We start from the raw sequence: 22,149 nt of genomic DNA, 5'->3' as shown, positions 1-22,149 counted from the left end.
TCCGCTAGGGCAGTCCGATGCAGTCGAACCTCTTGTCCCAGCTCGCGTGTCGCTGTCGCCGCGCTTCGACCGTGGTTTTCGGCCCCATGACCGGGGACGACTGGCTATTCCTGGCTTCGATAATTTGTTTCCACAGTCTCTTGGTCGCGCTGGTCTGGGTCGTGTTCGCGAACTGACTGATGGCGCTGCTACGTCGACGTTCGATTGCTTCGTCGATCGCCGTCACCCGCCTCACACCTCGAGCCATTCCTCGCGAACGGCGGCATTGCTCTTGAGCTGGTCGGGGGTGCCTTCGAACACCACGCGGCCGTGGCCCATGATGTAGACCCGGTTCGAGATCTTCATCGCGATCGACAGCTTCTGCTCGACGAGGAGAATCGCAACGCCGGCTTTCGCGATCCGCGCGATCAATTCGCCGACCTGCTGCACGATCAGCGGCGCCAGGCCTTCGGTCGGCTCGTCGATCATCATCAATTCGGGGTCGCCGAGCAGCGTGCGGCAGGTGGTCAGCATCTGCTTCTCGCCGCCTGACAGCACGCCCGCCGGCGTGTCGGCGCGCGCGGCGAGGTTCGGGAACATGTCGAGCATCTCCTGCAGCCGCCACTTGCCGGGGCGGCGCGGGTCCTTGATGCCGAGGATCAGGTTCTGGCGAACCGTCAGGCTCGGGAAGATGTCGCGATGCTCCGGCACATAACCGAGGCCGAGGCGTGCGATCTTGTGGCTCGGCAGGCCCGCGATATCCTGGCCCTTGAAGCGGATGGTGCCCTGCGGCGGCACCTCGCCCATGATCGCCTTGACGGTGGTGGAGCGGCCGACGCCGTTGCGCCCCAATAGGCTGACGACCTCGCCGGCGGCGATGTCGAGATCGACGCCCTGCAGGATGTGGCTCTTGCCGTAATAGGCGTGAAGATTCCTGACCTCGAGCATCAGTCGACCTCCTCGCCGAGATAGGCTTCCTTGACCTTCGGGTTGCCGCGGATCTCCTCCGGCGTGCCGGAGGCGATGATGTGGCCGTAGACCAAGACCGAGATGCGGTCGGCGAGGCCGAACACCACGCTCATGTCGTGCTCGACGATCACGAGCGTGCGCCCCTCGGTGAGGCGGCGGATCAGCGCGACGGCGCGCTCGGTCTCGGCGTGGCTCATGCCCGCGGTCGGTTCGTCCAGCATGATGACGCTGGCGCCGCCCGCGATCGTGATGCCGATCTCGAGCTCGCGCTGCTCGGCATAGGTCAAGAGGCCCGCCGGCACGTCGCGGCGGTGGCTGAGATGGATGTCGTCGAGGATCTGCGCGGTGCGCTGCTTCACCTCGGGCAGATTGTCGACGTTCTTCCAGAACGCGTAGCGGTGGCCAGTCGCCCACAGCACGGCGCAGCGGACGTTCTCCCACACCGTCATGCGGGCGAACACGTTGGTGACCTGGAACGAGCGCGACAGCCCGCGCCGGTTGATCTCGAAGGGCCGCAAGCCCGAGGTCACCTCGCCGTTGAGGCGGATCTCGCCGGAGGTCGGCTTGATGTGGCCGCTGATCAGGTTGAACGTCGTCGACTTGCCGGCGCCGTTGGGGCCGATGATGGCGTGACGTTCGCCCTTGGCGACGCTCAGGTTGAGATCGCGGATGATGGCGACATTGCCGAAGCTCTTCTCGACGGCGTTGACTTGGATGGCAGCGGTCATGCGAGATACCCCCGGTCACGGGCCACCGTCGCGGCGCGGTCCCAGGCTTCCGCAACGCGCCGCCAGGTGATGCGCGCGACCAGGAAGCCGCCGACGAGCAGGACCGCCGCGGCCGCCCAGGTCGTCGGCGCCGTGGCGACGAAGGGAACGCCGAGCAGGTTGATCACATCGCCGCCCGAGAAGCGCGCAACGGTTTCGATGGTCAGGATGATGCCGAGCGCCAGCGCCAGCGTCGGGATCGTCGCGACCAGATAGGACGGGATCACGGTGCCGAGGGTTCCGGCGCGGATCAGCGGGCGGTGCTTCATCAGGATGCCGGCGATGCCGCCGGGTGCGAACATCACGATGCCGATGAAGATGATGCCGAAATAGAGCTGCCAGACCGAGGTGACGCTGGTCAGCCCGAGCTGCAGATAGGTCACCAGGATGGCGCCGAGGATCGGACCGAAGAAATAGGCGGTGCCGCCGATGAACGCGGAGAACAGCACGAGGCCCGACTGCGTCGCGCCGAGATAGGCCGAGTTGGCGATCTCGAAATTGATCGCGGCGAGTCCGCCGGCGATGCCGGCGAAGAAGCCGGCGAACATGTAGGCGAGATAGCGCACCACATGCGGATCGTAGCCGATGAACTCGACGCGCTCCGGATTGTCGCGCACCGCGTTGCAGATCCGCCCGAGCGGCGTGCGGGTCAGCGCATACATCGCGATCGCCGACACCATCACCCAGAACGCGATCAGGTAATAGACCTGGATCTGCGGCCCGAAGGTCCAGCCGAACATCGGCATCAGCGAGGTGCGGTCGGTGGTGATGCCGGATTCGCCGCCGAACACGCTACGCAGGATCAGCGACGACGAGGCGACCAGCTCGCCGATGCCAAGCGAGATCATCGCGAACACGGTGCCGGCGCGCTTGGTCATCACCCAGCCGACGAGGAGGGCGAACGCCATGCCGCCGATGCCGCCGACCAGCGGGATCACCGGCAGCGGGATCGGCCAGTTGTGGCTCGCGACCGCGTTCATGACATGCACGGCGAGGAAACCGCCGAGGCCGTACTGCACCGCGTGTCCGAACGACAGCAGCCCGGTCTGGCCGAGCAGGATGTTGTAGGACAGCGCAAAGATGATCGCGATGCCGATCAGGCTGAAGGAGGTCAGCGAGCCGCCGGTGCCGAACACCAGCGGCAGCACGACCAGCGCGACCGCGGCGAGCAGCCAGACACCATAGAAGCTCAAGGCGCTGCCGGGCTCCTGCTTGGCCGCAGCGATGGAGGGCGTGGAAGCGTTGCTCATGACTCGCGCGTCCCCAATAGGCCCATGGGGCGGAAGATCAGGACCAGCACCAGCAGCACATAAGGCAGGATCGGCGCGATCTGCGCGATCGTGACGTTCCAGATGTCCGTGAGCGGCGAGGGGCCGAGGCTCGGATCGAGCGGGCCGAACACGCTGGCGAGCGAGCCGTTCAAAGCAACTGCAAAGGTCTGGATCAAGCCGATCAGGAGCGAAGCGATGAAGGCGCCGGGCAGCGAGCCGAGGCCGCCGAACACGATGACGACGAACAGGATCGGGCCGAGCAGCGCGGCCATGTCGGACTGCGTCACCAGCGAGGGACCGGCGATGACGCCGGCGAGACCCGCAAGGGCACTGCCGACGCCGAACACCAGCATGAACACGCGTCCGACATTGTGGCCGAGATGGCCGACCATGCTCGGATGGGTCAGCGCGGCCTGCACGATCAGGCCGACGCGCGTCTTCTTCAAGGTGACCAGCAGCGCGATGAAGATCACGACCGAGATCACCAGCATGAAGATCTTGTAGGCGGGGTAATTGGTGGAGAACACGGTGAAGGCCGGGAAGTCGAGCGCCGCCGGGACGCGGTAGTCGACCGGGCTCTTGCCCCAGATCATCGAGACGATCTCTTCGATCGCGAAGGCTAAACCAAAGGTCAGCAGCAGTTCGGCGACATGGCCGTGCTTGTGGGTGTTGCGCAGACCGTAGCGCTCGACCGCCATGCCGACCGCGCCGACCAGCAGCGGCGCCAGCACCAGGGCCGGCCAGAATCCGATCCAGCGGGTGAGCTGAAAGCCGAAGAACGCGCCGAGCATGTAGAAGCTGGCATGCGCGAAGTTCAGCACGCCCATCATGCTGAAGATGACGGTGAGCCCGCTGGACAACAGGAACAGCAGCATGCCGAACAGGACGCCGTTGAGCGTCGAGATGACGATCAGCTCAGCCACGGCGCACTCGCTTGAGACTGGAACGGTTCACGTGAGTAAAGCCTGTCGAGTGAAAGGAACTTACCCGTCATTCCGGGGCGCGCGCGTCAGCGGGCGAACCCGGAATCTCGAGATTCCGGGTCTGGTGCTTGCGCACCATCCCGGAATGACTGATGTGGCCGATCAGGGCCGCTTCATGTTGCAGGTGGTCGGAAGCATCGTCTGCGCGGTGTCGATCTTGGACACGATGCGCCAGCCCCAGCCGGTGTTTTCCTCGTCGAACGGCTCCTTGGTCTTGTCGGCCAGCGCGCCGAACGAGGAGATGTAGATCGGCTGGAAGAACTGGTGGTCGTCCTTGCGGATGAAGCCCTCGCCGCCGTCGAACACTTCGAACTTCATGCCTTCGAGTGCGGCCGCGACCTTCACCGGATCGATCGAATTGGCCTTCTCGGCGGCCGCCTTGAACATCCGCATCTCGTTGACCGCGCGCGGATACCAGACGGAAATGCCGGTCTTGGCGCGGAAGTCCTTCTCGAAATCCATCGCCGCCTTGTTGCCGGAGTTCGGGACGCCTTCGCTGATCTGGAACACCTGGCCCTCGAGGCCGGCCTGCTTGACTGCGGTCGGTCCGCCGGCGCCGCCGGCATAATAGGTGTACCAGTTGACCTTGAGGCCGGCGTCAGCCGCCGCCTTCAGCAGCAGCGCGAAGTCCTGGCCCCAGTTGCCGGTCACGACGGTGTCGGCGCCGGACGCCTTGATCTTGGCGATGTAGGGCGAGAAGTCGGTGACTTTGAGCATCGGGTGCAGTTCGTCGCCGACGACCTGGATATCCGGCCGCTTTTCGCCCAGCATCTTGCGCGCCGTGGTGCGCACCGACTGGCCGAACGAATAGTCCATGTTGATCAGGTAGACCTTCTTGATGGACGGCTGGCCCTTCATGTAGTTGGTCAGCGCTTCCATCTTGATGTCCGAGTTTGCATCCCAGCGGAAGTGCCAGTAGCTGCACTTCTCGTTGGTCATCGCCGGATCGACCGCGGCGTAGTTGAAGTAGAGCACTTCCTTGCCAGGGTTGCGCGAATTGTGCTTGGTGACGAAGTCTTCCAGCGCCGCGCCGACCGACGAGCCGTTGCCCTGGGTGATGTAGTGGACGCCGGCGTCGACCGCCTTCTGCGCCTGCACCAAGCTTTCCTGCGGATTGGTCTTGTTGTCGAGTGGGACGATCTCGACCTTGTGGCCGAGGATGCCGCCCTTGGCGTTCAACTCGTCGGCGAGATACTGAAACGTCTTCAGGCCGCCTTCGCCAACGCTGGCGCCGCCGCCGGAGAGCGGATCGATATAGCCGATCTTGATGGATTCCTGCGCGGACGCCGCGCCTCCCAACACCGTCAGCGCTGCCGCGGCGGCAACGATCAGCCTATGCATCCTGCGTTCTCCCTTGCTCGTGTTTCTTGATCTTTAGCGATCGAGGCCGTCTCATAACCCCAATCGCCGAGCCTTCGCAACTTTCGCTTTGAATACTGCGTCAAGTTTTAGCAGAAGGTATTATGATGTTATAGGCCATATGTCGCCGGAATCGGGCGCAGTTTTGAATTACAGGTAAACTTTTGGATGGGGCTCACGCTTATTCTCGGTTCCGAACCGGCGTCGTCCGTCTCCAAAACCTCCCCTTGAAAAGGGGAGGTCGCTTCGCTCGTTAGAGCGAAGCGGGTGGGGATCGGCTGTCTCCACTTGGAGCGTCGCCTGCGGCTGACCCCCATCCCGACCTTCCCCCTTTCAGGCAGGGGTGTCCGGGGAATGATTCACTGTGTCGCGGTGCATGCTCGGCAGGACCGAGGCAAATCGGTCTTTTCTGGTTGTCGAGACACAGAGGGCCGAGCATGCGATATCGCGGTAGCATTTTTGGAAGGCTGCTTGAACCGATCAATCGACGGCAGTTTCAGACGGTTGTGGATCGTCTGGACGGGGATGCCTACGACAAGTCGTTCAGGAGCTGGGATCATCTGGTGGCGCTGATCTATGCCCAGCTTAGCGGCAACAGCAGTCTGCGCGGGGTGGTGACTGGCTTCAACGCCAATTCGCAGCATCACTATCACTTGGGAACCGGCAAGCTGTCGCGCTCGACGTTGTCCGATGCCAATGCCCGCCGTCCGATCGGCATTTTCGCGCAAACCTTTGCGGCGCTGTCGGCGATGGCGCGTCGCCAGCTGCGGAGTGAAGGCATGGAGATGGTGCGTCTGATCGACGCCAGTCCGATCCCGCTCGGCAAGGTCTGCAGTTGGGCGACGTGGAACGGCCGCATCCGCGGCATGAAGCTGCATGTCGTCTACGACCCAAGGAGCGATGTCCCGACCTGCGTCGAGATGACGGCCGCGAACGTCAATGACATCGAGATCGGCCGACAGACCCCAATCCAGCCCGCCACCACCTATGTGTTTGACAAGGGCTATTGCCGTTTCGACTGGTGGCAGAAGATCAATGATAGCAAGGCTTTCTTCGTTACCCGGGCGAAGACGAGCATCCGTCTTCGCTCGCTCAGGCATCGCGCCATCCGCAAGCGTAACGGGGATGGCTTCGAAATCCTTGCCGATGACGAGGTGAAGCTCACCAGCAAGGTCGATTCGCGCCTTCCAATCCCGCTCCGCCGCATCAAGATCAGACGCGAGAAAGGCGGCAAGATCACACTCCTGACCAACGACCTTGCCCGTAGCGCCGTCGAGATCGCCGCCCTCTACAAGAGCCGATGGCAAATCGAGCTGCTGTTCCGCTGGATCAAGCAGCATCTCGATATTCGCAAGTTCCTCGGCGCCAACGACAACGCGATCCGCCTTCAGGTGCTCGCTGCGATGATTGCCTACCTGCTGCTGCGCATCGCCGCTCACTCCAACTGCATCAAAATGCTCCCGCTCAGGTTCGCCGAACTCGTCGGCCAGCTCCTGCTCACGCGTCGATCCCTCGCTGCCATCGACAAACCTCCGCCCATCAACCCCAGCCGTCGGAAATCAACCATCTCACCTGACCAGATGGAGCTCCGCTATGCCTGAATTTCCCCGGACACCCCTGCCTTTCAGGGGGAAGGGGAAACCGAGATCGCTACCGTGGCGGATCTAGCCTGGATGTCGGCGCGGCTTGAGGCCCGCGAGGAACAGCCGCGCGAAATGATCGGCGATCTCGGCTGGAGACCAGTCACGCCTGGTCTTGAACCAGATCGGATACCAGTGGCCCATTCCGGTGAGAATGCGCTCCGCGAAATAGGTATCGATGCGGCGGAAACGGCCCTCGTCGACCCAGCGCTGATAGCTGTTCTGGTCTTGTCGGATCGTCGCCAGCACGTCTCCGACATAGGCTTTTCGGTCTGCGTCGTTGAGATAGTTGATGTTGTGGTAGGTCGCCTTTGGGCCGCAGGGCGTGTCGTGCAGCATCAACAGCAGGCGAATTCGCTGAACGATGTGATCGAATGCTCCAAGGCTGTGCTCTTGCAGATGCTCGCGAATGCTGACCTCGCCGGCGAGCCCGCGTCGCAGGCAGGCCAGCAGCAGGCTCTCTTTTTCACTGAAGTGATAGTAGATGCCGGCGCGCGTCATGCCCGCATCCACGGCGATGCTCTCGAGCGACGTGCCCGAGGCGCCCCTTCGGTTGAAACTGTCGGAAGCAATCGACAGCATCCTGTCGAACTTGGCGGCCCGCTTGTTCAACGCTGCGCGAGCCTCGAGAAAAGGGGCGAGGCTGAGCGGCTCGGGCATTTTGGGGAGCGCGATCTCGCGCCGGTAGACGCCATGCGTGATGATGTCGTCGATGGCATCGATCGCCTGTTGCCGCGTGTAGTAGTCGCGTTCGGACAGCCAGAACGGAACCCAGTCGAGGATGGAGATCAGCGCCACCGCCGTGAGCAGCGGCTCGTCGCAGGCGATCGAGCCGTCCGCCACGCCCCGATCGAGGATGTCCGCCAGCAGCGCGGCGTTCTGCCAGCGCTTGGCATGGACCTCGCTGCTGTAGGGCGCGGCCAGCGCATCGATATCGCTGAACAGGATCATGCGCTGGCCTTCGGGCCTCAGCCTGCCGCGCACGAAGCGCCTGATGATCTCGAGCCCGTCGATGCCGGGCTCGGCGGCCGCCTCGATCTCGTGGCGATAGATCGCAAGGCCGCGCAGATAGCAGTGGAAGATCAGATCTTCCTTGTCGCGGAAATAGTGATACAGCGCGCCCGGCACGGCCTGCACCGATGCTGCGACCTGCTCCATCGTCACGTTGGCATAGGAGTGGCGGGCAAACAGCCGGGAAGCTGAGACGAGGATTTCTTCAGCCCGATCCGTCGGGTCGGCGGCGACTTGCAAGCTCGAATGCCCTTCTTAACCGCGGAACGAAAGTCCGCACGCGAGATAATCCCCTTGGCAGCCGCTTGTCGATCTGCGATAGACGGTGGCATACCATACACCAGCGGTCTTGATTGTCTGGTGATTTGGCGACCGTCGGCCCGTGGATGCGGGACGGCCAATATCGACCGGGCATCGGTTCGGCAGCAGCTTCGGACAGGATTTTGGAGAGCAAGCCTTTCGCGAGAAGGGCTATTGGAGAGAGCATGGCGCGCAACATTCTGATTTTGGGAGCTTCCTACGGCTCCCTGCTGGGGACCAAGCTGCTGATGGCGGGTCACAACGTCTCCCTGGTGTGCCGGAAGAACACCGCCGACCTGATCAACCGCGAAGGCACCGAGGTGCGGATCAAGCTGCGCGACGAGAAGGAGCACCGCTCGATCTTCTCGCGCGATCTGCCGGGCAAGCTCGATGCCGTCACGCCCGCCGATGTCGACGTGTCGCGCTACGACATGGTCGGCCTTGCGATGCAGGAGCCGCAATACACCAACCACACGGTTCGCGTGCTGATGATCAAGATCGCGGCGGCGAAGCTGCCCTGCCTGTCGATCATGAACATGCCGCCGTTGCCGTATCTGAAGCGGATCCCCGCACTCGCCGGCATGGACCTCGAGGAGGCCTACACCAACGCGCAGGTGTGGGAGCGCTTCGAGCCGGGCCTCGTCACGCTGTGCTCGCCCGATCCGCAGGCCTTCCGTCCGCCGGAGGAGAAGGCCAATGTGCTGCATGTCGGCCTGCCGACCAACTTCAAGGCCTCCGCCTTCGCCGACGACAAGCACAACAAGGTGCTGCGCGAGCTCGAAGCCGACATCGACGCGGTGACGCTCGACGGCCAAGACGTTCCGGTGAAGCTGAAGGTGTTCGATTCGCTGTTCGTGCCGCTGGCGAAGTGGTCGATGCTGCTGACCGGCAACTATCGCTGCATCACGCCGACGGAGCCGCAATCGATCCGCGATGCCGTGCACGGCGACCTGACGCGCTCGCAGGCGATCTATGATCATGTCGACGCCATCGCGCGCAAGCTCGGCGCCGATCCCGCGGATCAGGTGCCGTTCGCGAAATACGCCAAGGCCGCGGAAAGCCTGCTCAAGCCGTCATCGGCGGCCCGCGCGGTCGCCGCCGGCGCGCCCTTCATAGAACGCGTCGACCTGCTGGTGAAGCTGATCTCGCATCAGCTCGGCACGCCGAGCGCCGAGATCGACCGCACGGTCGAGACCGTCGATCAGAAGCTGAACGAGAAGATCGTGCAGGGCGGCTCCGGCGCGGAGTAACCGAATGCGTTGACGGCGGGGGCAGGAACGCCCTCGCCATGCATCGGCGATCTGCAATGCACGCAATCGCGGTTGCCGGACGCATGGCTCGACCTGTCCAGATGGAGTAGACTCGCCCAGCTGCGGTTGGGAGCAACGGACATGCCGAGCAAATCGCTTCCTCTCCTTGCAATCTACGGCGACCTCGATCGCGCACGCGACATCATGCGCGCCTGGCAGCCGCTCGATCACCTCTCCCCCGAAGACGCCGAGATCGTCGTGAAGGCGATCGCCGAAGGCATCGCGCGCGGGCGCCGGCACGGGATCGAGATGGGACAGTGTCATCAGGCGGCGTAAAGTCGCTAGCCCTCATGCGTCACGGCCAAAATCGTCACCGAACGCGTCTGCTGGCTCGGCGTCTGAAAATCGATCGTCTGGCCGACCGACAATCCGATCAGCGCCGCACCGACCGGCGTCAGCACCGAGATGCGCCGCAGCGCGATGTCGGCTTCGTGCGGATAGACGAGCACGACCTCCCTGACGTCGCCGGTCTCGTCGTCGCGGTAGCGCACAAGCGAGCCCATGCGGACCACGTCATGCAGATCGGCATCGTCGGCGACCAGCTGGGCGCGGTCCGTCTCGCGTGCGAGGAACTGGGCGACGCGGGGAAACACCGCCATGCTGGAATCGGCCAGCGTACTGAGGCGATGCGCCTCGCTCGCGGTGATCACGATCGGCGGCAATGCCGGGGCGGTAAAGCTGTTCTGAATGGTTCGGGTCATGTGGGTTGATCTTTGCGGTTGATCGGAGGCGCACGAGCGCCGGCGCGCGGACATCTCGCGACGCGACGGACTGAAATGATTTGGTGACGTAGAGGAATCCGGACGGCGCGCGATCGCCGGCCGGCTAATTGCCTGCGTGCAGACGTCCGGCGCGCAATTCGCGGCGCGCAATACGGGTGTCGATGCGGAGCGTGTCGATCATGGCATGATCAACATAGCCGCTGGCGACGTCGCATCCATTGCGGCGAAAGCGCGCACATCGCCGCGTGGAACGAGACGCCATCGCCGCAAGCAGAGCGTCAGGGCTGTCCGATGCCGGACAGGCCGAGCACCGCGCCGGCGGCGAGCGCGACAAGCGGATGGATGCGCGTCGTGGTGGTGGCGATCGCGACGCCAGTCGCGATCAGGATGGTGCCCCAGCTCGAGGCCGATGCGTGGGTGATGACGATGGCGCTGGCCGTGACGAGCCCGGCGGTGACCGGAACCAGCCCCGCCTGCACGGTGCGGCGCCAGGGCCGGTCCTTGAAGCGTTCCCAGAGCCGCAGCGCGAAGCCTGTCACCAGCGACGACGGCCCGAACTTGGCGAGCGATGTCACCAGCACGCCGGAGAAGCCCGCGACATGCCAGCCGACCAGCGGCACCACCATCATGTTCGGCCCGGGTGCCGCCTGCGCCAGCGCGAACAGCGCGCCGAATTCCTGCGCCGTCATCCAGTGATGGACGTCGACCACCTGACGCTGCATCTCCGGCAGGATGGTGTTGCCGCCGCCGAAGGCGAGCAGCGAGAGCTCGGCGAAGATCAGCGCGAGCGTGACGAGGGTTGCGCTCATGATGCCTGCCTCGACCTGAGGACAATGCTGAGCGGCGCCAGCGTCAACAGGGTCGGCAGCAGCGGCAATCTGAACACGGCAATAGCGAGCACGCACAGCGCGCCGATGAAGAAGCTGAGCACATCGCGCCGCAGCGGCCAGGCGATCTTGATCGCCGTGGAAATCAGGAGCCCGGCCGCCGCGGCGGCGAGACCGCCGAACAGATGACGGACGACCGGGTCGTCGGCGAAGCGGCCATAGATCACACCAAGGCCGATCACGACCGCGGTCGGCACCGCTATCAGGCCGAGGATCGCTGCGAACGCGCCGGGAATGCCGCGAAACTTCAGCCCGACCGCGACCGACATGTTGATGATGTTGCCTCCGGGCAGGAACTGGCACAGCCCGAGCAGGTCGGTGAACTCCGCGCCGGTGAGCCAGCCGCGCTTCTCCACCATCATGTGGCGCGCCAGCGGCAGCACGCCGCCGAAGCCGGTCAGTCCGAGGATGAAGAAGCCCGTGAACAACTCGCCGACGTCAGGTGCGTGATGCTTAGTGGTTTGCGCGGCGGGGATGGCGTCCATCGGCGGGGCGGCTCCGGTTCGATTTGTTCTTGAGCCGACTCTAGTTGGCCGCGTGACAAATTTCCAATATATGGATACGGGAATTCGCATATCTGTTGCATATGGATCGCCCGATGATCGAACTGCGCCATCTCCGCTATGCCGTCGCGGTCGCCGAGGAAGGCCATATCACCCGCGCCGCCGCGCGGCTCGGCATCCAGCAGCCGCCGCTGAGCCAGCAGATCCGCGCGCTGGAAGCCGCGATCGGCGCGCCGCTGTTTCGCCGGCAGCCGCGCGGGGTCGAGCTGACCGCGGCCGGCCGTGCCTTCGTCGGCAAGGCGCGCGCGATCCTACGCGACGCCGACCTCGCGGTGGAGGCCGCGCGCCGCGCGAGCCGCGGCCAGGAGGGCCAGCTTGCGATCGGCTTCACCTCTTCGGCCGCCTTCCATCCTTTCGTCACCGGCGTGATGCGCGAAATGCGCGAGCGCGCGCCGGCGATCACGCTGTCGCTCGAGGAGGCCTCGACCGGCGAGCTGATCGCAGCCGTCGAGGCCGACCGGCTCGATGCCGCATTCGTGCGCGCGCCGAGCGAGCGGCTGGAGAACCTCACGATCACGCATCTGCTCGACGAGGAGATGGTGGTCGCGTTACCCGACCATCATCCGCGCGCCCGCAAGGATACGCGGCGGCGGATTTCGCTGGCCTCGCTCGCCGACGAGCCGCTGATCCTCTACCGCCGTCCGACCGGGCCCGGCCTCTATGACAGCATCATTGCGGCCTGTCGTGCCGCGGGCTTCAGCCCGAAAGTGGCGCAGGAGGCGACGCGGATGGTGTCGACGCTCAGCCTGGTCGCGGCGGGGCTCGGCATTTCGATCGTGCCGGAATCGATGGCGCGGCTCGAGACCGCCGGCGTCTCCTATCTCCGCCTCGACCGCGCCACCGGCCTCGTCGCGCCGCTGGCGCTGGCGCGCAAGAAGGGCCCCGCCGCCGGCACGCTTGGCCGTCTGCTCGGGATCGTGACGCGACGGGTGAAGGACCGTGCCGGCGGCTAGTGGAGTCTGCGCGACGAGGCTGAACGTCGCCGCTGCCGCTGGTGGCGCGGAATGTGGGGAGTTTGGCGAACGCGCATATCCGGGCGCGGTTAGACAGCTCCATCAAACTCGATTGCCGGCGCACGGATCGCAACAGCCTGGTTGCGACCGGAGGCTTCGGGTTCAATCAACACCGCGAAAGGCATTTCCAATGGCGCGTTTTCCTGTCCATACGCTCGAGTCTGCCCCCGAAGCCTCGAGGCCTACTTTGCGCGAGGTCGAGGCGCGGTTTGGCATGATCCCGAACCTTGCGGCGGCGATGGCGACCTCGCCCGTGCTGATCCAGAGCTTCATCGGCATCTTCGACAAGGTTCACGGCGGCAGCTTCACCGAGCAGCAGATCCAGACCGTGCTGCTCACCGACGCGGTGACCAATGGCTGCGCCTGGGCGGTCGCGCTGCATTCCGCGCTCGGCTTGCAGGCCGGCCTCGATCCGGCCGATGTCGATGCGCTGCGTGCCGGCCGCTCGCCTGCCGACAAGACGCTCGGCGCGCTCTCGACGCTGGCGCGGTCGCTGATCGAGAAGCGCGGGCGGCTCGACGACGAGGAGATCGAACGATTCCTGGCAGCCGGGTTCTACAAGGACCTCGTGCTTGAGGTGATCACCATCGTGGCGGCCTCGACCATCACCAACTACACCGGCAGCGTCACCAATCCGCCGCTGGAGGCGGCGTTGCAGGGATATGCCTGGAACGGCTGAGACGGTCTCGCCTAGCGTCAATCATTGCACGTCGACCGCGCGGCCGGCCGTGCACGTCAGAGCGCAAACCTGGCGCGATAGTCCTGCGGCGTGGTCGACAGCAGGCGCAGGAAGCTGCGCCGCATCGTTTCCTCGGACCCGAAGCCGCAGCGCTGTGAGATGCGCTTGATCGGCAGGCGCGTTTCCGAGAGCAGATGCCGCGCGCCCTCGACCCGGAGCCGCTCGATTGCGCGTGCCGGCGTCAAGCCGGTCGCTTCGGCGTAATGGCGGCTGAAGCTGCGCTCGCTCATGCCGGCCTGTTTCGCCAGCGTCGACAGCGAGAGGTCGCCGGCCAGATGGTTGCTGATCCAGTCGTGCAGCGCGCTGAACCTGTCGTCGGTGGCTTGCAGCGACAGGATTTCGCTGAATTGCGCCTGTCCGCCCGGCCGCTTGAAGAACACCACGAGATAGCGGGCGACGGCAAGCGCCGCCGTGCGGCCGAGATCCTCCTCCAGCAGCGCCAGCGCCAGATCGATGCCGGAGGTGACGCCGGCCGACGTCCAGAACGAACCGTCGCGCACGAAGATCGGATCGGGCTCGACGCGGACATCGGGAAAACGCTCGGCGAGTTCTGCGCAAAATCCCCAATGGGTCGCGGCACGCCGGCCATCGAGCACGCCCGATGCGGCGAGCAGGAACGCGCCGGTGCAGACCGATGCGGTGCGGCGCGCCTGCCCGGCGCGTTCGCGCACCCAGTCCACCAGGACGGCATCGGCCGCCGCGGCGTTGACGCCGTCGCCGCCCGGAATCACCAGCGTGTCGACCGGGCTGCCGATCGCGGGCAGCGGATGCACCGCGAGCCCGACGCCGGCGGACGACTCGACGTGTGAGCCATCCTTTGCAACGACGCGGACTTCATATGGCTCGGCGTTGCCTGCCTTGGCCGCCAGCGCATTGGCGGACGCGAACACCTGCAATGGCCCGGTGACGTCAAGCAACTGCACGGCCGGATAGGCCAGCACTTCGATCGAGCGGCGGCGGTTTGGCGAAAAACGTGGGCTGGTTGGCGTCATCGCCGAAACCTGCCGCGCTAGATTCGCTTTGTCCATAGCGCAAGGAAAGTTCGAGGGAAGTTCGATGATCGCTCACGATGTTCATCTGCAGATCGGTTCGCTGCTGTTCGAAGGCGTCGACCAAATCGATTTGACCGGGCCGTTCGAGGTGCTGTCGCGGATTCCGAATTCGACCTACCGCATCTACGGCAAGACCGCCGATCCCGTCCGCGACATCAAGGGATTGCGGCTGACACCGGATGCGACGCTGGCCGATGCGCCGCCGCTCGACGTGCTGCATGTGCCGGGCGGCTTTGGTCAGCAAGCCCTGATGGAGGACACGGAGGTGCTCGGCTGGATCAACCGGCAGGCGGCGGGGGCGTGCCGCATCTTCTCGGTCTGCACCGGCGCGCTGATCTGCGGAGCGGCCGGCCTGCTGAAGGGACGCAGGGCGACGACGCATTGGGCGTCGTTTCATCTGCTGCCGTTGTTCGGCGCTACGCCTGTGAACCAGCGCGTGGTGGTGGACGGAAGCTTCGTCTTTGCCGCCGGAGTCACGGCAGGCATCGATGGCGCATTGCGGCTCGCGGCTGAACTGCGCGGCGACGATGCCGCGCGCGCGATCCAGCTCTATATGGTGTATGCGCCGGAGCCGCCGTTCGACAGCGGCACGCCGGAGACCGCGCCACCCGAAATCCTGCAGCAGTCGCGCCAGGCCGTGCGCGCGATCACGGAGCAGCGGGAAGAGACTGCGCGCCGTGTCGCGGCGAGGCTGGGCGTCGCCGTGCAGGGAGATTGAGCGGGACTAATTCCCCGGCTCGAAGCTGCAGTCGGCGCCGCCGCCGGCCTTGTCCTTGATCACTGTTGGATCGAACGTGCAGGACAGCTTCGACAATGCCTCGTAGATCGTGCCGGCGGCGCCGTCGGGCGGCACGCCGGCCAGCGCTACAGTGGCGAAGATCGCGTTGGCTTCGCTGCCCTTCACGGTGTGGGTGTTGCCGCCGAAGGTCAGCGCGCAGGAACGCGAGGTGATGTCGACATTGCTGGCGCGGCAGACCACCTTGTCGGCGGTGACGATGATCTTGCTGGCATAGGAGACATTGCTGTCGCCGTTGAAGAATGCGGCGACCGCCTTCTTCTCCTTGGCCGGCAGCGGCGAGTAGGGCGCCACCACGCCGGCGAGCGCCAGCGCGACCGAGCCCGAGCTGGTCGCAGGCGCAGCCCATGTGGCCGACGAGGCCAGCGACATTGAACATGCGAGGATCGTCAATCGGCCCAGTCTCATTCCCGTCTCCCGGTGCCCGCGCTTTCCGCGGCGCGGAATCGCTAGCATGTCGCGTGACTTCAAGGGGTGACGCCATTCACACGCGATCCCGCAACTTCGCGTGAGGCGCGGATGCGCACAGGGCAGGGCGGCCCCGCGTGGACCCGCTTGCACGATCGCGCCATCGGCGTCACAGTCCGATCCGTGGCAGCGATGCCGCCAACAACGACGACAAGAAGATCAATCCGGGGGAACGCCATGGCGGCCACGCGCATCGACTGCGACATCCATCCCGCGGTGGGGGGAACGCGCACCACGCTGCTGCCCTATCTGAGGGATCACTGGAAGGAACAGGTCGTCAGCCGTGCCATCGACGGGCTCGACCTCAATTCCTATCCGCCGTCGATGCCGCTATCCGGCCGAGCCGACTGGCGGCCGGCCGACGGCAGCAAGCCCGGCAGCGATCTTGCCATGGTGCAGCGCGGCGCATTCGACCAGCTCGGCGCCAGCCACGCGATCTGCAATGTCGTCTATGGCGCGCAGGCGGTGTTCGATTCCTACATGGCCGCGGACTTCTGCAGGGCGATCAACGACTGGATCGCGGCCGAATGGCTTGCCAAGGACACGCGGCTGCGCGCCTCGATCGTGGTGCCGATCCAGGCGCCGGACCTTGCGGTCGAGGAGATCGAGCGCAGGGCCGGCGACAATCGCTTCGTTTCGGTGCTGGTGCCCTCGCAGGGCGAGACGCTGCTCGGCCGGCGGCCTTACTGGCCGATCTATCAGGCCGCGGAGAAATACAAGCTTCCGATCGCGATCCACGCCGGCAGTGCCTACCGGGGCGCGCCGAGCTCGATCGGCTGGCCGTCCTACCGCTACGAATATTATCTCGCCGAGGCGCAGGCGTTCCAGGCGCAGACGTTGAGCCTGATCTATGAGGGCGTGTTCGGGAAGTATCCCGGATTGACCGTCGTGCTGATGGAGTCGGGCGTCAGCTGGCTGCCGGCGTTCATGTGGCGCGCCAACAAGACCTGGCGCGGCGTGCGCGTCGAGGTGCCGTGGGTGGAGCGCGAGCCCGCCGCGATCATCCGCGACCATTTCCGCGTCACCATGCAGCCGTTCGACGCGCCGCTGGACGCAACAGGTGTCGCCGACATCATCGATCAGATCGGCTCCGACAAGATGTTCCTGTTCGCATCCGACTATCCGCACTGGCAGTTCGACGGCGACGATCCGATCCCGCCGCATCTGCCCGACAGCATCATCAAGCGGATGTGCGAAGACAACCCGATTGAAACGTTCCCGCGTTTGAAGCTGAATTCGTAATTCGCGCGCATGATCCGGAAAAGTGGGAACCGGTTTTCCGACAAGAACATGCGCAAACAAGAAGGAGGATCGCATGAGTGACGTCATCGACCGCCCGATGCTCGACCAGGAGAAGACCGCGGCGACGCGGCTGAAGATCATCGACTGCGACATCCATCCGAGCCTTCACGCGCACAGCGACCTCAACGAGTTCTTGCCGAAGCGCTGGCAGCAGCATCTGAAGGAATATGGCAGCCACCTGCGCACGCCCTATATCGGCACCACGCCGTATCCGCGCTCTTCGCCGCTGATCGCGCGGCGCGATGCCTGGCCGCCGACCGGCGGCGTGCCCGGCTCCGATCTCGATTTCATGCGCAAGCAGCACCTCGATCCCTTCGACGTCGAGTTCGGCATCCTGCAGGTGCTCGACCTCTTCATCTTCTCGCAGCAGAATTTGGAATTCGGCGCCGCGATCCAGCGCGCCATCAACGACTGGCAACTGGCGTTCTGGGCGCATCGCGATCCGCGCCTGAAGGCCTCGATCCTGGTCGGGCAGGATGGCTCCGACCTCGGCCTCGCCGAGATCGAGCGCTGCGCCAAATCAGGCGAATACATCCAGATCAATGTCTCGCCGCGCGCCAATGAGCCGCTCGGCCGCCGCCGCTACTGGCCGATCTATGAACGCGCGCAGGAGCTCGACCTGCCGCTCGGCATCCATGTCGGCGGCTATGGCGGCCATGCACCGACCGGCGGCGGCTGGCCGTCCTATTATTGCGAAGAGCATCAGTCGAACGCGCACACGGTGGCCTCGAACCTCACCAGCCTGGTGCTGGAAGGTGTTCCCGAGCGCTTCCCGAAACTGAAGATCGTGTTCATCGAAGGTGGCTTCGGCTGGATTCCCGCGACGATGTGGCGGATGGATCAGCACTTCGAACGCTTCCGCAGCGAGGTGCCGCATCTGAAGCGCCGGCCGAGCGAATATGTGAAGGAGCGTTTCTGGTTCACGACCCAGCCGATCGACGAACCGGATGAAGCCAGGCACCTGCGGCAGCTGATCGAATGGGTCGGCATCGACCGGCTGTTGTTCTCGTCGGACTATCCGCATTGGGACTATGACGACGCGCGCTACGCCTTCAAGACGCCGCTGACGGACGCCGAGCGTCGCAAGATCTTCAATGCCAACGCCCGCGCGGTTTACAAATTCTAGGACACAGATGACCCGTCACATCGTCGCGCGCACCAGTGAGATTCCGGCCGGCGGCAACAAGGTGTTCGGCATCGAGGGCCGCGACATCGTCGTGTTCCATGTCAATGGCGAGTTCTTCGCGCTGCTCAATCGCTGCCCGCATGAAGGCGCGCCGCTGGAGAAGGCGGCCTGCGTCGCGCGCCTGACCTCGCCGGAGCCCGGCATCTATCAGCGCGACCGGGTCGGCGAGATGCTGCGCTGTCCGTGGCACGGCTGGGAATTCGACATGCGCAACGGGCAGTCCTGGTTCGATCCGAAGCGGTTCAGGATCCGCTCCTATCCGGTCGCGGTCGAAAGCCGCGCCGAATTGCAGAAGGGGCCGTATGTCGCCGAGACTTTCCCGGTGCACATCGAAGACAGTTACGTGATCGTTGAGGTCTAGCCGGCGCGTTGGCGCAGGTCACGCGACCGTGCGCGTCGCCGCGGACCTCGTCATGCCCCGGATAAGCCCGGCCATGAAGGATATTGCAGTTTTTGCAATAATGAAGTGCCGTCGACGGCAATTATAATGACCGCTGCAATGGGCCACCTTGAGGTCGCGGTCGGGAATGAACCCGTCCACCACATCAGGAACGGCATATGAAGCTCTATCACTTCGCTCTCTCCGGCCACGCGCATCGCGCGCGCCTGTTTTTGTCCCTGCTGGAAATTCCGCACGAACTGGTCGACGTCGACCTCAAGTCCGCCGCGCAGAAGCGGCCGAAATATCTCGCGCTCAACCCGTTCGGCCAGGTGCCGGTGCTCGACGATGACGGCGTAATCATCCCGGACTCCAACGCGATCCTGGTCTATCTCGCGACCAAGCTCGGCCGCACCGATTGGCTGCCGCAGGATGCAAGGGGCGCTGCCGCGGTCCAGCGCTGGCTGTCGGTTGCTGCCGGCGATCTTGCGTTTGGGCCCGCTGCGGCGCGGCTCATCACCGTGTTCGGCGCGAAGCACAATCCGGACGACGTGATCGCGCGGGCGCATGTTCTGCTGAAGCGGCTCGAAGCCCATCTCGCCGGGCGCGACTGGCTGGTCGGCGCGGCGCCGACGATCGCAGACGTTGCGCTCTACAGCTATCTGTCCAGCGCGCCCGAAGGCAATGTCGATCTCTCCGCCTATGCGCGCGTCAACGCGTGGCTGCGCCGGATCGAGGCGCTGCCGGGCTTCGTGGCCTTCGCCAAGACCCCAGTCGGTCTGGCGGCCGCGTGACCTGCTGACCGGGCGTGCCGTCGGGCGCGCCCGTCCAACCCCCGAAGGGGAGGGCGATACGATGAGCGACAGACGAACCAAGAGCAAGCTCGCGACCTGGCATGCCGGCGAAAAGGCGATCCAGCAGCAGGTTGGTGTCGCCGAGAAGATGGAGGCCGTCGGCCAGCGTGCGGTGCGCGACTTCATGCCCGACCAGCATCGCGATTTCTTCGCGCAGATTCCCTTCATCGTCGTCGGCAGCGTGGACCGAAGCGGCGACGCCTGGGCCTCGCTGCTGGCCGGCCGGCCGGGCTTCATCTCCTCGCCGACGCCGCGCAGCCTCGAGATCGATGCGCGGCCTGACGCCAGCGATCCCGTCAGCGAAGGCATGCGCGCGGGCGATGCGATCGGACTGCTCGGAATCGAACTGCACACGCGGCGCCGCAACCGTGCGAACGGGCTGCTGCGCGCGGCATCAGGCAAGGCGCTCAGCTTCGAGCTCGATCAGAGCTTTGGCAATTGCGCGCAGTATATCCAGCTTCGCGATTTCGCCTTCGTGCGCGCGCCGGACGAACCGTTCACGGGAGAGATCGAGGCAAGCACGGCGCTCGATCAGGCCGCGCGCGACATGATCAGGGCAGCCGACACGTTCTTCGTGGCGTCCTATGCCGAGCGTGAGGACCGTCGTCAGGTCGACGTCTCGCATCGCGGCGGCCGGGCGGGCTTCGTCCGCGTCGCCGACGACGGCACGCTGACGATTCCCGATTTCGCCGGCAATCTGTTCTTCAACACGCTCGGCAACATCCTCGTCAACGGCAAGGCCGGGCTGGTGTTTGTCGATTTCGAAACCGGCGACCTGCTGCAGCTGAGCGGTGACGCTGAGGTGATGCTGGACTCGCCGGAGATCGCGGCGTTTCAGGGTGCCGAGCGGCTGTGGAGCTTCCGTGCCCGCCGCGTGGTGCGCCGGCGCGGCGCGCTGCCGCTGCGCTGGGCGTTCCGGGCCGAAGGCTGGTCGCCGAATTCGCTGATGACCGGCGACTGGGTGCAGACCGCCGACCGAATCCGCGCCGCCGAGCGCGCGACGCAGTGGCGGCCGTTCAAGGTCACTGGGATCGTCGACGAGAGCCGATCGATCCGCTCGTTTCATTTGCAGCCGGACGACGGCGCGGGGTTGCTTCCGCACCGGGCGGGACAGCATTTGCCGATCCGTCTCTCGTTGCCCGGTATCGACAAGCCAGTCATCCGCACCTACACGCTGTCGGTCGCGCCGTCGGACGGCATGTACCGGATCAGCGTGAAGCGCGACGGTGTCGTATCGCAGCATCTCCACGACACCATCCATGTCGGCGACATCATCGAAGCGCGCGCTCCGGCTGGTGGCTTCACGATCGATGCGCGCGAGAAGCGGCCCGCGGTGCTGCTCGCCGGCGGTGTCGGCATCACGCCGCTGCTCGCGATGCTGCGCCACGTGGTCTATGAGGGGCTGCGCACCCGCGGCATCCGGCCGACATTCCTGTTTCAGGCTGCGCATGCGAAACAGGATCGCGCGTTCGGCGACGAATTGCAGCAGCTGGTGGATGCCGCCGGCGGCGCGGTGCGGATCATCCGCGTCCTCGGCGATGTCGACGGTGCCGAGCAGGGCACAGACTACGACGCGGCGGGACGGATCGACATGGCGCTGTTGTCGCGCGTCCTGCCGTTCAACGACTATGACTTCTATCTGTGCGGACCGCCTCAGTTCACCCAATCGCTCTATGACGCCCTGCGCGGCTACAATATTGCCGACGGCAGGATTCACGCCGAAGCCTTCGGTCCTTCGTCGCTGGTACGGACGCCCGACCTCATCACCACAGCGCCGCCGCGCCGGCCACCGGCGACGACGCCGGTCCCGGTCGCCTTCACCACTTCGTTGAAGGAGGCGCGCTGGACGCCGGAGGCGGGGACGCTGCTCGAACTGGCGGAAGCGCGTGGCCTTAGCCCCGCCTTCAGCTGCCGGGAGGGCAATTGCGGAACCTGCCGAGCGCGATTGCTGGCAGGCGCCGTGACCTATGTGAAGCAGCCCGCCGCCGAGGTGGCCGATGACGAGGTGCTGATCTGCTGCGCCGTGCCGGCGAAGCCGGAGGCCGACGGCGAGGACCGGATCCAGCTCGCGCTGTGACCGAACCGGGCGCATAGCGCTTTCGCGGGCACTCAGCCCATGCTGCCCGGCATGAAGCAGCGTGGCCTCGGGTGCCCGTCCAGATAATACGGCCAGACCATGGTGCGGCCGGCACGGTTCGGTCCGGCGACGACGGCCTCGTCGGGAACATCGACCCACTCGCCTTCGAGCCGGACGCGATAGTGGCCGTCCTTGGTGTCCCAATCGGCGTCATCGACACGCTTCGCGTCGCTGCCGTCGCAGCAGGGGCCCTTGACGGTGCGCAGGCTCTCATACCAGGCGTTCAATTCGGGATGCCCGTGATCATGGGCCTGCACCGGCCCGATCGCCGGCTTCGCCAGCAGGGCGGTGACTAGAACGATTGCCGCACGCCAAAACCGTTTGTTCATCTGATCCCCAAAAACCGGAAAGCCCATGACAGCCAGCCCGGAGATGGTCATCGAGATCAGGACATCAATCAGATGATAATCGTCATATAATCACAATCGTGAGAGCGCGCGGGGGCTGCCGGAAGGCCGGGTG

Annotated in this window: 23 protein-coding genes; 11 read left to right on the top strand and 12 right to left on the bottom strand. The window is 65.1% G+C overall.

The genetic code is table 11. The features are described from left to right. Positions 1-231 precede the first annotated feature (231 nt). From ACVWZM_RS11880 to ACVWZM_RS11860, 5 genes are all read right to left on the bottom strand, one after another. A complete protein-coding gene (locus ACVWZM_RS11880; protein ID WP_050385202.1) occupies positions 232-927 on the bottom strand; it encodes an ABC transporter ATP-binding protein in 696 nt (231 codons plus the stop codon). Then, entirely contained in the window at positions 927-1,676 is a 750-nt protein-coding gene (locus tag ACVWZM_RS11875; protein ID WP_028332917.1) for an ABC transporter ATP-binding protein, read from the bottom strand. The genes ACVWZM_RS11880 and ACVWZM_RS11875 overlap by 1 nt, the downstream gene beginning before the upstream one ends. Then, on the bottom strand, positions 1,673-2,965 hold the full coding sequence (locus tag ACVWZM_RS11870) for a branched-chain amino acid ABC transporter permease (protein WP_225162903.1): 1,293 nt from the start codon (positions 2,963-2,965) through the stop codon (positions 1,673-1,675). The genes ACVWZM_RS11875 and ACVWZM_RS11870 overlap by 4 nt, the downstream gene beginning before the upstream one ends. Further along, positions 2,962-3,909: a branched-chain amino acid ABC transporter permease gene (locus ACVWZM_RS11865; RefSeq protein WP_016847025.1), complete on the bottom strand. Its 948-nt coding sequence runs from the start codon at positions 3,907-3,909 to the stop codon at positions 2,962-2,964. Before ACVWZM_RS11865 ends, ACVWZM_RS11870 begins: the two co-directional genes overlap by 4 nt. A gap of 162 nt (positions 3,910-4,071) precedes the next feature. After that, positions 4,072-5,310: a branched-chain amino acid ABC transporter substrate-binding protein gene (locus ACVWZM_RS11860; RefSeq protein ID WP_057017914.1), complete on the bottom strand. Its 1,239-nt coding sequence runs from the start codon at positions 5,308-5,310 to the stop codon at positions 4,072-4,074. A 455-nt stretch (positions 5,311-5,765) separates the two neighbouring features. Between ACVWZM_RS11860 and ACVWZM_RS11855 the strand changes: the two genes are divergently transcribed. Continuing rightward, positions 5,766-6,929: an IS4 family transposase gene (locus ACVWZM_RS11855; RefSeq protein WP_456853277.1), complete on the top strand. Its 1,164-nt coding sequence runs from the start codon at positions 5,766-5,768 to the stop codon at positions 6,927-6,929. 63 nt (positions 6,930-6,992) lie between these two features. Here the strand turns inward: ACVWZM_RS11855 and ACVWZM_RS11850 are convergent, their stop codons facing one another. Continuing rightward, the gene (locus ACVWZM_RS11850) at positions 6,993-8,219 is read right to left on the bottom strand and encodes a TetR/AcrR family transcriptional regulator (RefSeq protein ID WP_076827656.1); all 1,227 of its coding nucleotides are present in this window, start codon (positions 8,217-8,219) and stop codon (positions 6,993-6,995) included. Positions 8,220-8,464: 245 nt separating this feature from the next. Between ACVWZM_RS11850 and ACVWZM_RS11845 the strand changes: the two genes are divergently transcribed. Continuing rightward, positions 8,465-9,529, top strand: a complete 1,065-nt coding sequence (locus ACVWZM_RS11845) for a ketopantoate reductase family protein (protein ID WP_456853275.1) — start codon at positions 8,465-8,467, stop codon at positions 9,527-9,529. Positions 9,530-9,670: 141 nt separating this feature from the next. After that, on the top strand, positions 9,671-9,865 hold the full coding sequence (locus ACVWZM_RS11840) for a hypothetical protein (RefSeq protein WP_076827654.1): 195 nt from the start codon (positions 9,671-9,673) through the stop codon (positions 9,863-9,865). A 5-nt stretch (positions 9,866-9,870) separates the two neighbouring features. On the opposite strand, the gene rnk is transcribed toward ACVWZM_RS11840, so the two are convergent. The 3 genes from rnk to ACVWZM_RS11825 all read right to left on the bottom strand — a co-directional run bounded on the left by rnk (position 9,871) and on the right by ACVWZM_RS11825 (position 11,683). Beyond that, complete coding sequence (rnk, locus tag ACVWZM_RS11835; protein ID WP_456853273.1) at positions 9,871-10,290, bottom strand: nucleoside diphosphate kinase regulator; 420 nt, start codon at positions 10,288-10,290, stop codon at positions 9,871-9,873. A gap of 299 nt (positions 10,291-10,589) precedes the next feature. Next, complete coding sequence (locus tag ACVWZM_RS11830) at positions 10,590-11,120, bottom strand: chromate transporter (protein ID WP_076827650.1); 531 nt, start codon at positions 11,118-11,120, stop codon at positions 10,590-10,592. Further along, positions 11,117-11,683 carry a chromate transporter gene (locus tag ACVWZM_RS11825; protein WP_456853271.1) on the bottom strand — a complete coding sequence of 189 codons (567 nt, stop codon included), beginning with the start codon at positions 11,681-11,683 and terminating at the stop codon, positions 11,117-11,119. The genes ACVWZM_RS11830 and ACVWZM_RS11825 overlap by 4 nt, the downstream gene beginning before the upstream one ends. A 113-nt stretch (positions 11,684-11,796) precedes the next feature. On the opposite strand from ACVWZM_RS11825, the gene ACVWZM_RS11820 reads away from it, so the two are divergent. Together ACVWZM_RS11820 and ACVWZM_RS11815 are read left to right on the top strand one after the other, a co-directional pair. Then, on the top strand, positions 11,797-12,714 hold the full coding sequence (locus ACVWZM_RS11820) for a LysR family transcriptional regulator (protein WP_199805264.1): 918 nt from the start codon (positions 11,797-11,799) through the stop codon (positions 12,712-12,714). A 190-nt stretch (positions 12,715-12,904) separates the two neighbouring features. Further along, positions 12,905-13,453 carry a carboxymuconolactone decarboxylase family protein gene (locus tag ACVWZM_RS11815; protein ID WP_229192420.1) on the top strand — a complete coding sequence of 183 codons (549 nt, stop codon included), beginning with the start codon at positions 12,905-12,907 and terminating at the stop codon, positions 13,451-13,453. A 56-nt stretch (positions 13,454-13,509) separates the two neighbouring features. On the opposite strand, the gene ACVWZM_RS11810 is transcribed toward ACVWZM_RS11815, so the two are convergent. Then, entirely contained in the window at positions 13,510-14,505 is a 996-nt protein-coding gene (locus ACVWZM_RS11810) for a GlxA family transcriptional regulator (protein ID WP_229192419.1), read from the bottom strand. Between the two features lie 64 nt (positions 14,506-14,569). On the opposite strand from ACVWZM_RS11810, the gene ACVWZM_RS11805 reads away from it, so the two are divergent. Continuing rightward, positions 14,570-15,283, top strand: a complete 714-nt coding sequence (locus tag ACVWZM_RS11805) for a DJ-1/PfpI family protein (protein ID WP_456853268.1) — start codon at positions 14,570-14,572, stop codon at positions 15,281-15,283. Between the two features lie 6 nt (positions 15,284-15,289). On the opposite strand, the gene ACVWZM_RS11800 is transcribed toward ACVWZM_RS11805, so the two are convergent. Next, a complete protein-coding gene (locus tag ACVWZM_RS11800) occupies positions 15,290-15,769 on the bottom strand; it encodes a hypothetical protein (protein ID WP_456853266.1) in 480 nt (159 codons plus the stop codon). A 237-nt stretch (positions 15,770-16,006) separates the two neighbouring features. Here ACVWZM_RS11800 and ACVWZM_RS11795 point away from each other — a divergent pair, with 237 nt between their 5' ends. From ACVWZM_RS11795 to ACVWZM_RS11775, 5 genes are all read left to right on the top strand, one after another. Next, the gene (locus ACVWZM_RS11795) at positions 16,007-17,071 is read left to right on the top strand and encodes an amidohydrolase family protein (protein ID WP_456853264.1); all 1,065 of its coding nucleotides are present in this window, start codon (positions 16,007-16,009) and stop codon (positions 17,069-17,071) included. Positions 17,072-17,144: 73 nt separating this feature from the next. Beyond that, the gene (locus ACVWZM_RS11790; RefSeq protein ID WP_456853262.1) at positions 17,145-18,257 is read left to right on the top strand and encodes an amidohydrolase family protein; all 1,113 of its coding nucleotides are present in this window, start codon (positions 17,145-17,147) and stop codon (positions 18,255-18,257) included. A 7-nt stretch (positions 18,258-18,264) separates the two neighbouring features. Next, positions 18,265-18,678, top strand: coding sequence for a Rieske (2Fe-2S) protein (locus tag ACVWZM_RS11785; RefSeq protein ID WP_456853260.1), 414 nt, complete (start codon positions 18,265-18,267; stop codon positions 18,676-18,678). A gap of 197 nt (positions 18,679-18,875) precedes the next feature. Then, positions 18,876-19,490, top strand: a complete 615-nt coding sequence (locus tag ACVWZM_RS11780) for a glutathione S-transferase family protein (RefSeq protein WP_456853258.1) — start codon at positions 18,876-18,878, stop codon at positions 19,488-19,490. A 61-nt stretch (positions 19,491-19,551) separates the two neighbouring features. Then, a complete protein-coding gene (locus ACVWZM_RS11775; protein ID WP_456853256.1) occupies positions 19,552-21,627 on the top strand; it encodes a 2Fe-2S iron-sulfur cluster-binding protein in 2,076 nt (691 codons plus the stop codon). Positions 21,628-21,659: 32 nt separating this feature from the next. On the opposite strand, the gene ACVWZM_RS11770 is transcribed toward ACVWZM_RS11775, so the two are convergent. Then, positions 21,660-22,016 (bottom strand): hypothetical protein, encoded by a 357-nt coding sequence (locus ACVWZM_RS11770; RefSeq protein WP_057017927.1) that lies wholly within the window; start codon positions 22,014-22,016, stop codon positions 21,660-21,662. Positions 22,017-22,149 lie beyond the last annotated feature (133 nt).

The sequence above is a fragment of the Bradyrhizobium sp. USDA 4501 genome (genome assembly GCF_054062115.1).
The sequence above is the reverse complement of the archived record's forward strand: the minus strand, read 5'-3'. Positions and strand labels throughout refer to the sequence as shown.

Bases quoted from the DNA above. Each gene is read 5' to 3' on its own strand.
- ACVWZM_RS11880 (WP_050385202.1), bottom strand. From the start codon at position 927: ATGCTCGAGGTCAGGAATCTTCACGCCTATTACGGCAAGAGCCACATC.
- ACVWZM_RS11875 (WP_028332917.1), bottom strand. From the start codon at position 1,676: ATGACCGCTGCCATCCAAGTCAACGCCGTCGAGAAGAGCTTCGGCAAT.
- ACVWZM_RS11870 (WP_225162903.1), bottom strand. From the start codon at position 2,965: ATGAGCAACGCTTCCACGCCCTCCATCGCTGCGGCCAAGCAGGAGCCC.
- ACVWZM_RS11860 (WP_057017914.1), bottom strand. From the start codon at position 5,310: ATGCATAGGCTGATCGTTGCCGCCGCGGCAGCGCTGACGGTGTTGGGA.
- ACVWZM_RS11855 (WP_456853277.1), top strand. From the start codon at position 5,766: ATGCGATATCGCGGTAGCATTTTTGGAAGGCTGCTTGAACCGATCAAT.
- ACVWZM_RS11845 (WP_456853275.1), top strand. From the start codon at position 8,465: ATGGCGCGCAACATTCTGATTTTGGGAGCTTCCTACGGCTCCCTGCTG.
- ACVWZM_RS11840 (WP_076827654.1), top strand. From the start codon at position 9,671: ATGCCGAGCAAATCGCTTCCTCTCCTTGCAATCTACGGCGACCTCGAT.
- rnk (WP_456853273.1), bottom strand. From the start codon at position 10,290: ATGACCCGAACCATTCAGAACAGCTTTACCGCCCCGGCATTGCCGCCG.
- ACVWZM_RS11830 (WP_076827650.1), bottom strand. From the start codon at position 11,120: ATGAGCGCAACCCTCGTCACGCTCGCGCTGATCTTCGCCGAGCTCTCG.
- ACVWZM_RS11825 (WP_456853271.1), bottom strand. From the start codon at position 11,683: ATGGACGCCATCCCCGCCGCGCAAACCACTAAGCATCACGCACCTGAC.
- ACVWZM_RS11820 (WP_199805264.1), top strand. From the start codon at position 11,797: ATGATCGAACTGCGCCATCTCCGCTATGCCGTCGCGGTCGCCGAGGAA.
- ACVWZM_RS11815 (WP_229192420.1), top strand. From the start codon at position 12,905: ATGGCGCGTTTTCCTGTCCATACGCTCGAGTCTGCCCCCGAAGCCTCG.
- ACVWZM_RS11810 (WP_229192419.1), bottom strand. From the start codon at position 14,505: ATGACGCCAACCAGCCCACGTTTTTCGCCAAACCGCCGCCGCTCGATC.
- ACVWZM_RS11805 (WP_456853268.1), top strand. From the start codon at position 14,570: ATGATCGCTCACGATGTTCATCTGCAGATCGGTTCGCTGCTGTTCGAA.
- ACVWZM_RS11800 (WP_456853266.1), bottom strand. From the start codon at position 15,769: ATGAGACTGGGCCGATTGACGATCCTCGCATGTTCAATGTCGCTGGCC.
- ACVWZM_RS11795 (WP_456853264.1), top strand. From the start codon at position 16,007: ATGGCGGCCACGCGCATCGACTGCGACATCCATCCCGCGGTGGGGGGA.
- ACVWZM_RS11790 (WP_456853262.1), top strand. From the start codon at position 17,145: ATGAGTGACGTCATCGACCGCCCGATGCTCGACCAGGAGAAGACCGCG.
- ACVWZM_RS11785 (WP_456853260.1), top strand. From the start codon at position 18,265: ATGACCCGTCACATCGTCGCGCGCACCAGTGAGATTCCGGCCGGCGGC.
- ACVWZM_RS11780 (WP_456853258.1), top strand. From the start codon at position 18,876: ATGAAGCTCTATCACTTCGCTCTCTCCGGCCACGCGCATCGCGCGCGC.
- ACVWZM_RS11775 (WP_456853256.1), top strand. From the start codon at position 19,552: ATGAGCGACAGACGAACCAAGAGCAAGCTCGCGACCTGGCATGCCGGC.
- ACVWZM_RS11770 (WP_057017927.1), bottom strand. From the start codon at position 22,016: ATGAACAAACGGTTTTGGCGTGCGGCAATCGTTCTAGTCACCGCCCTG.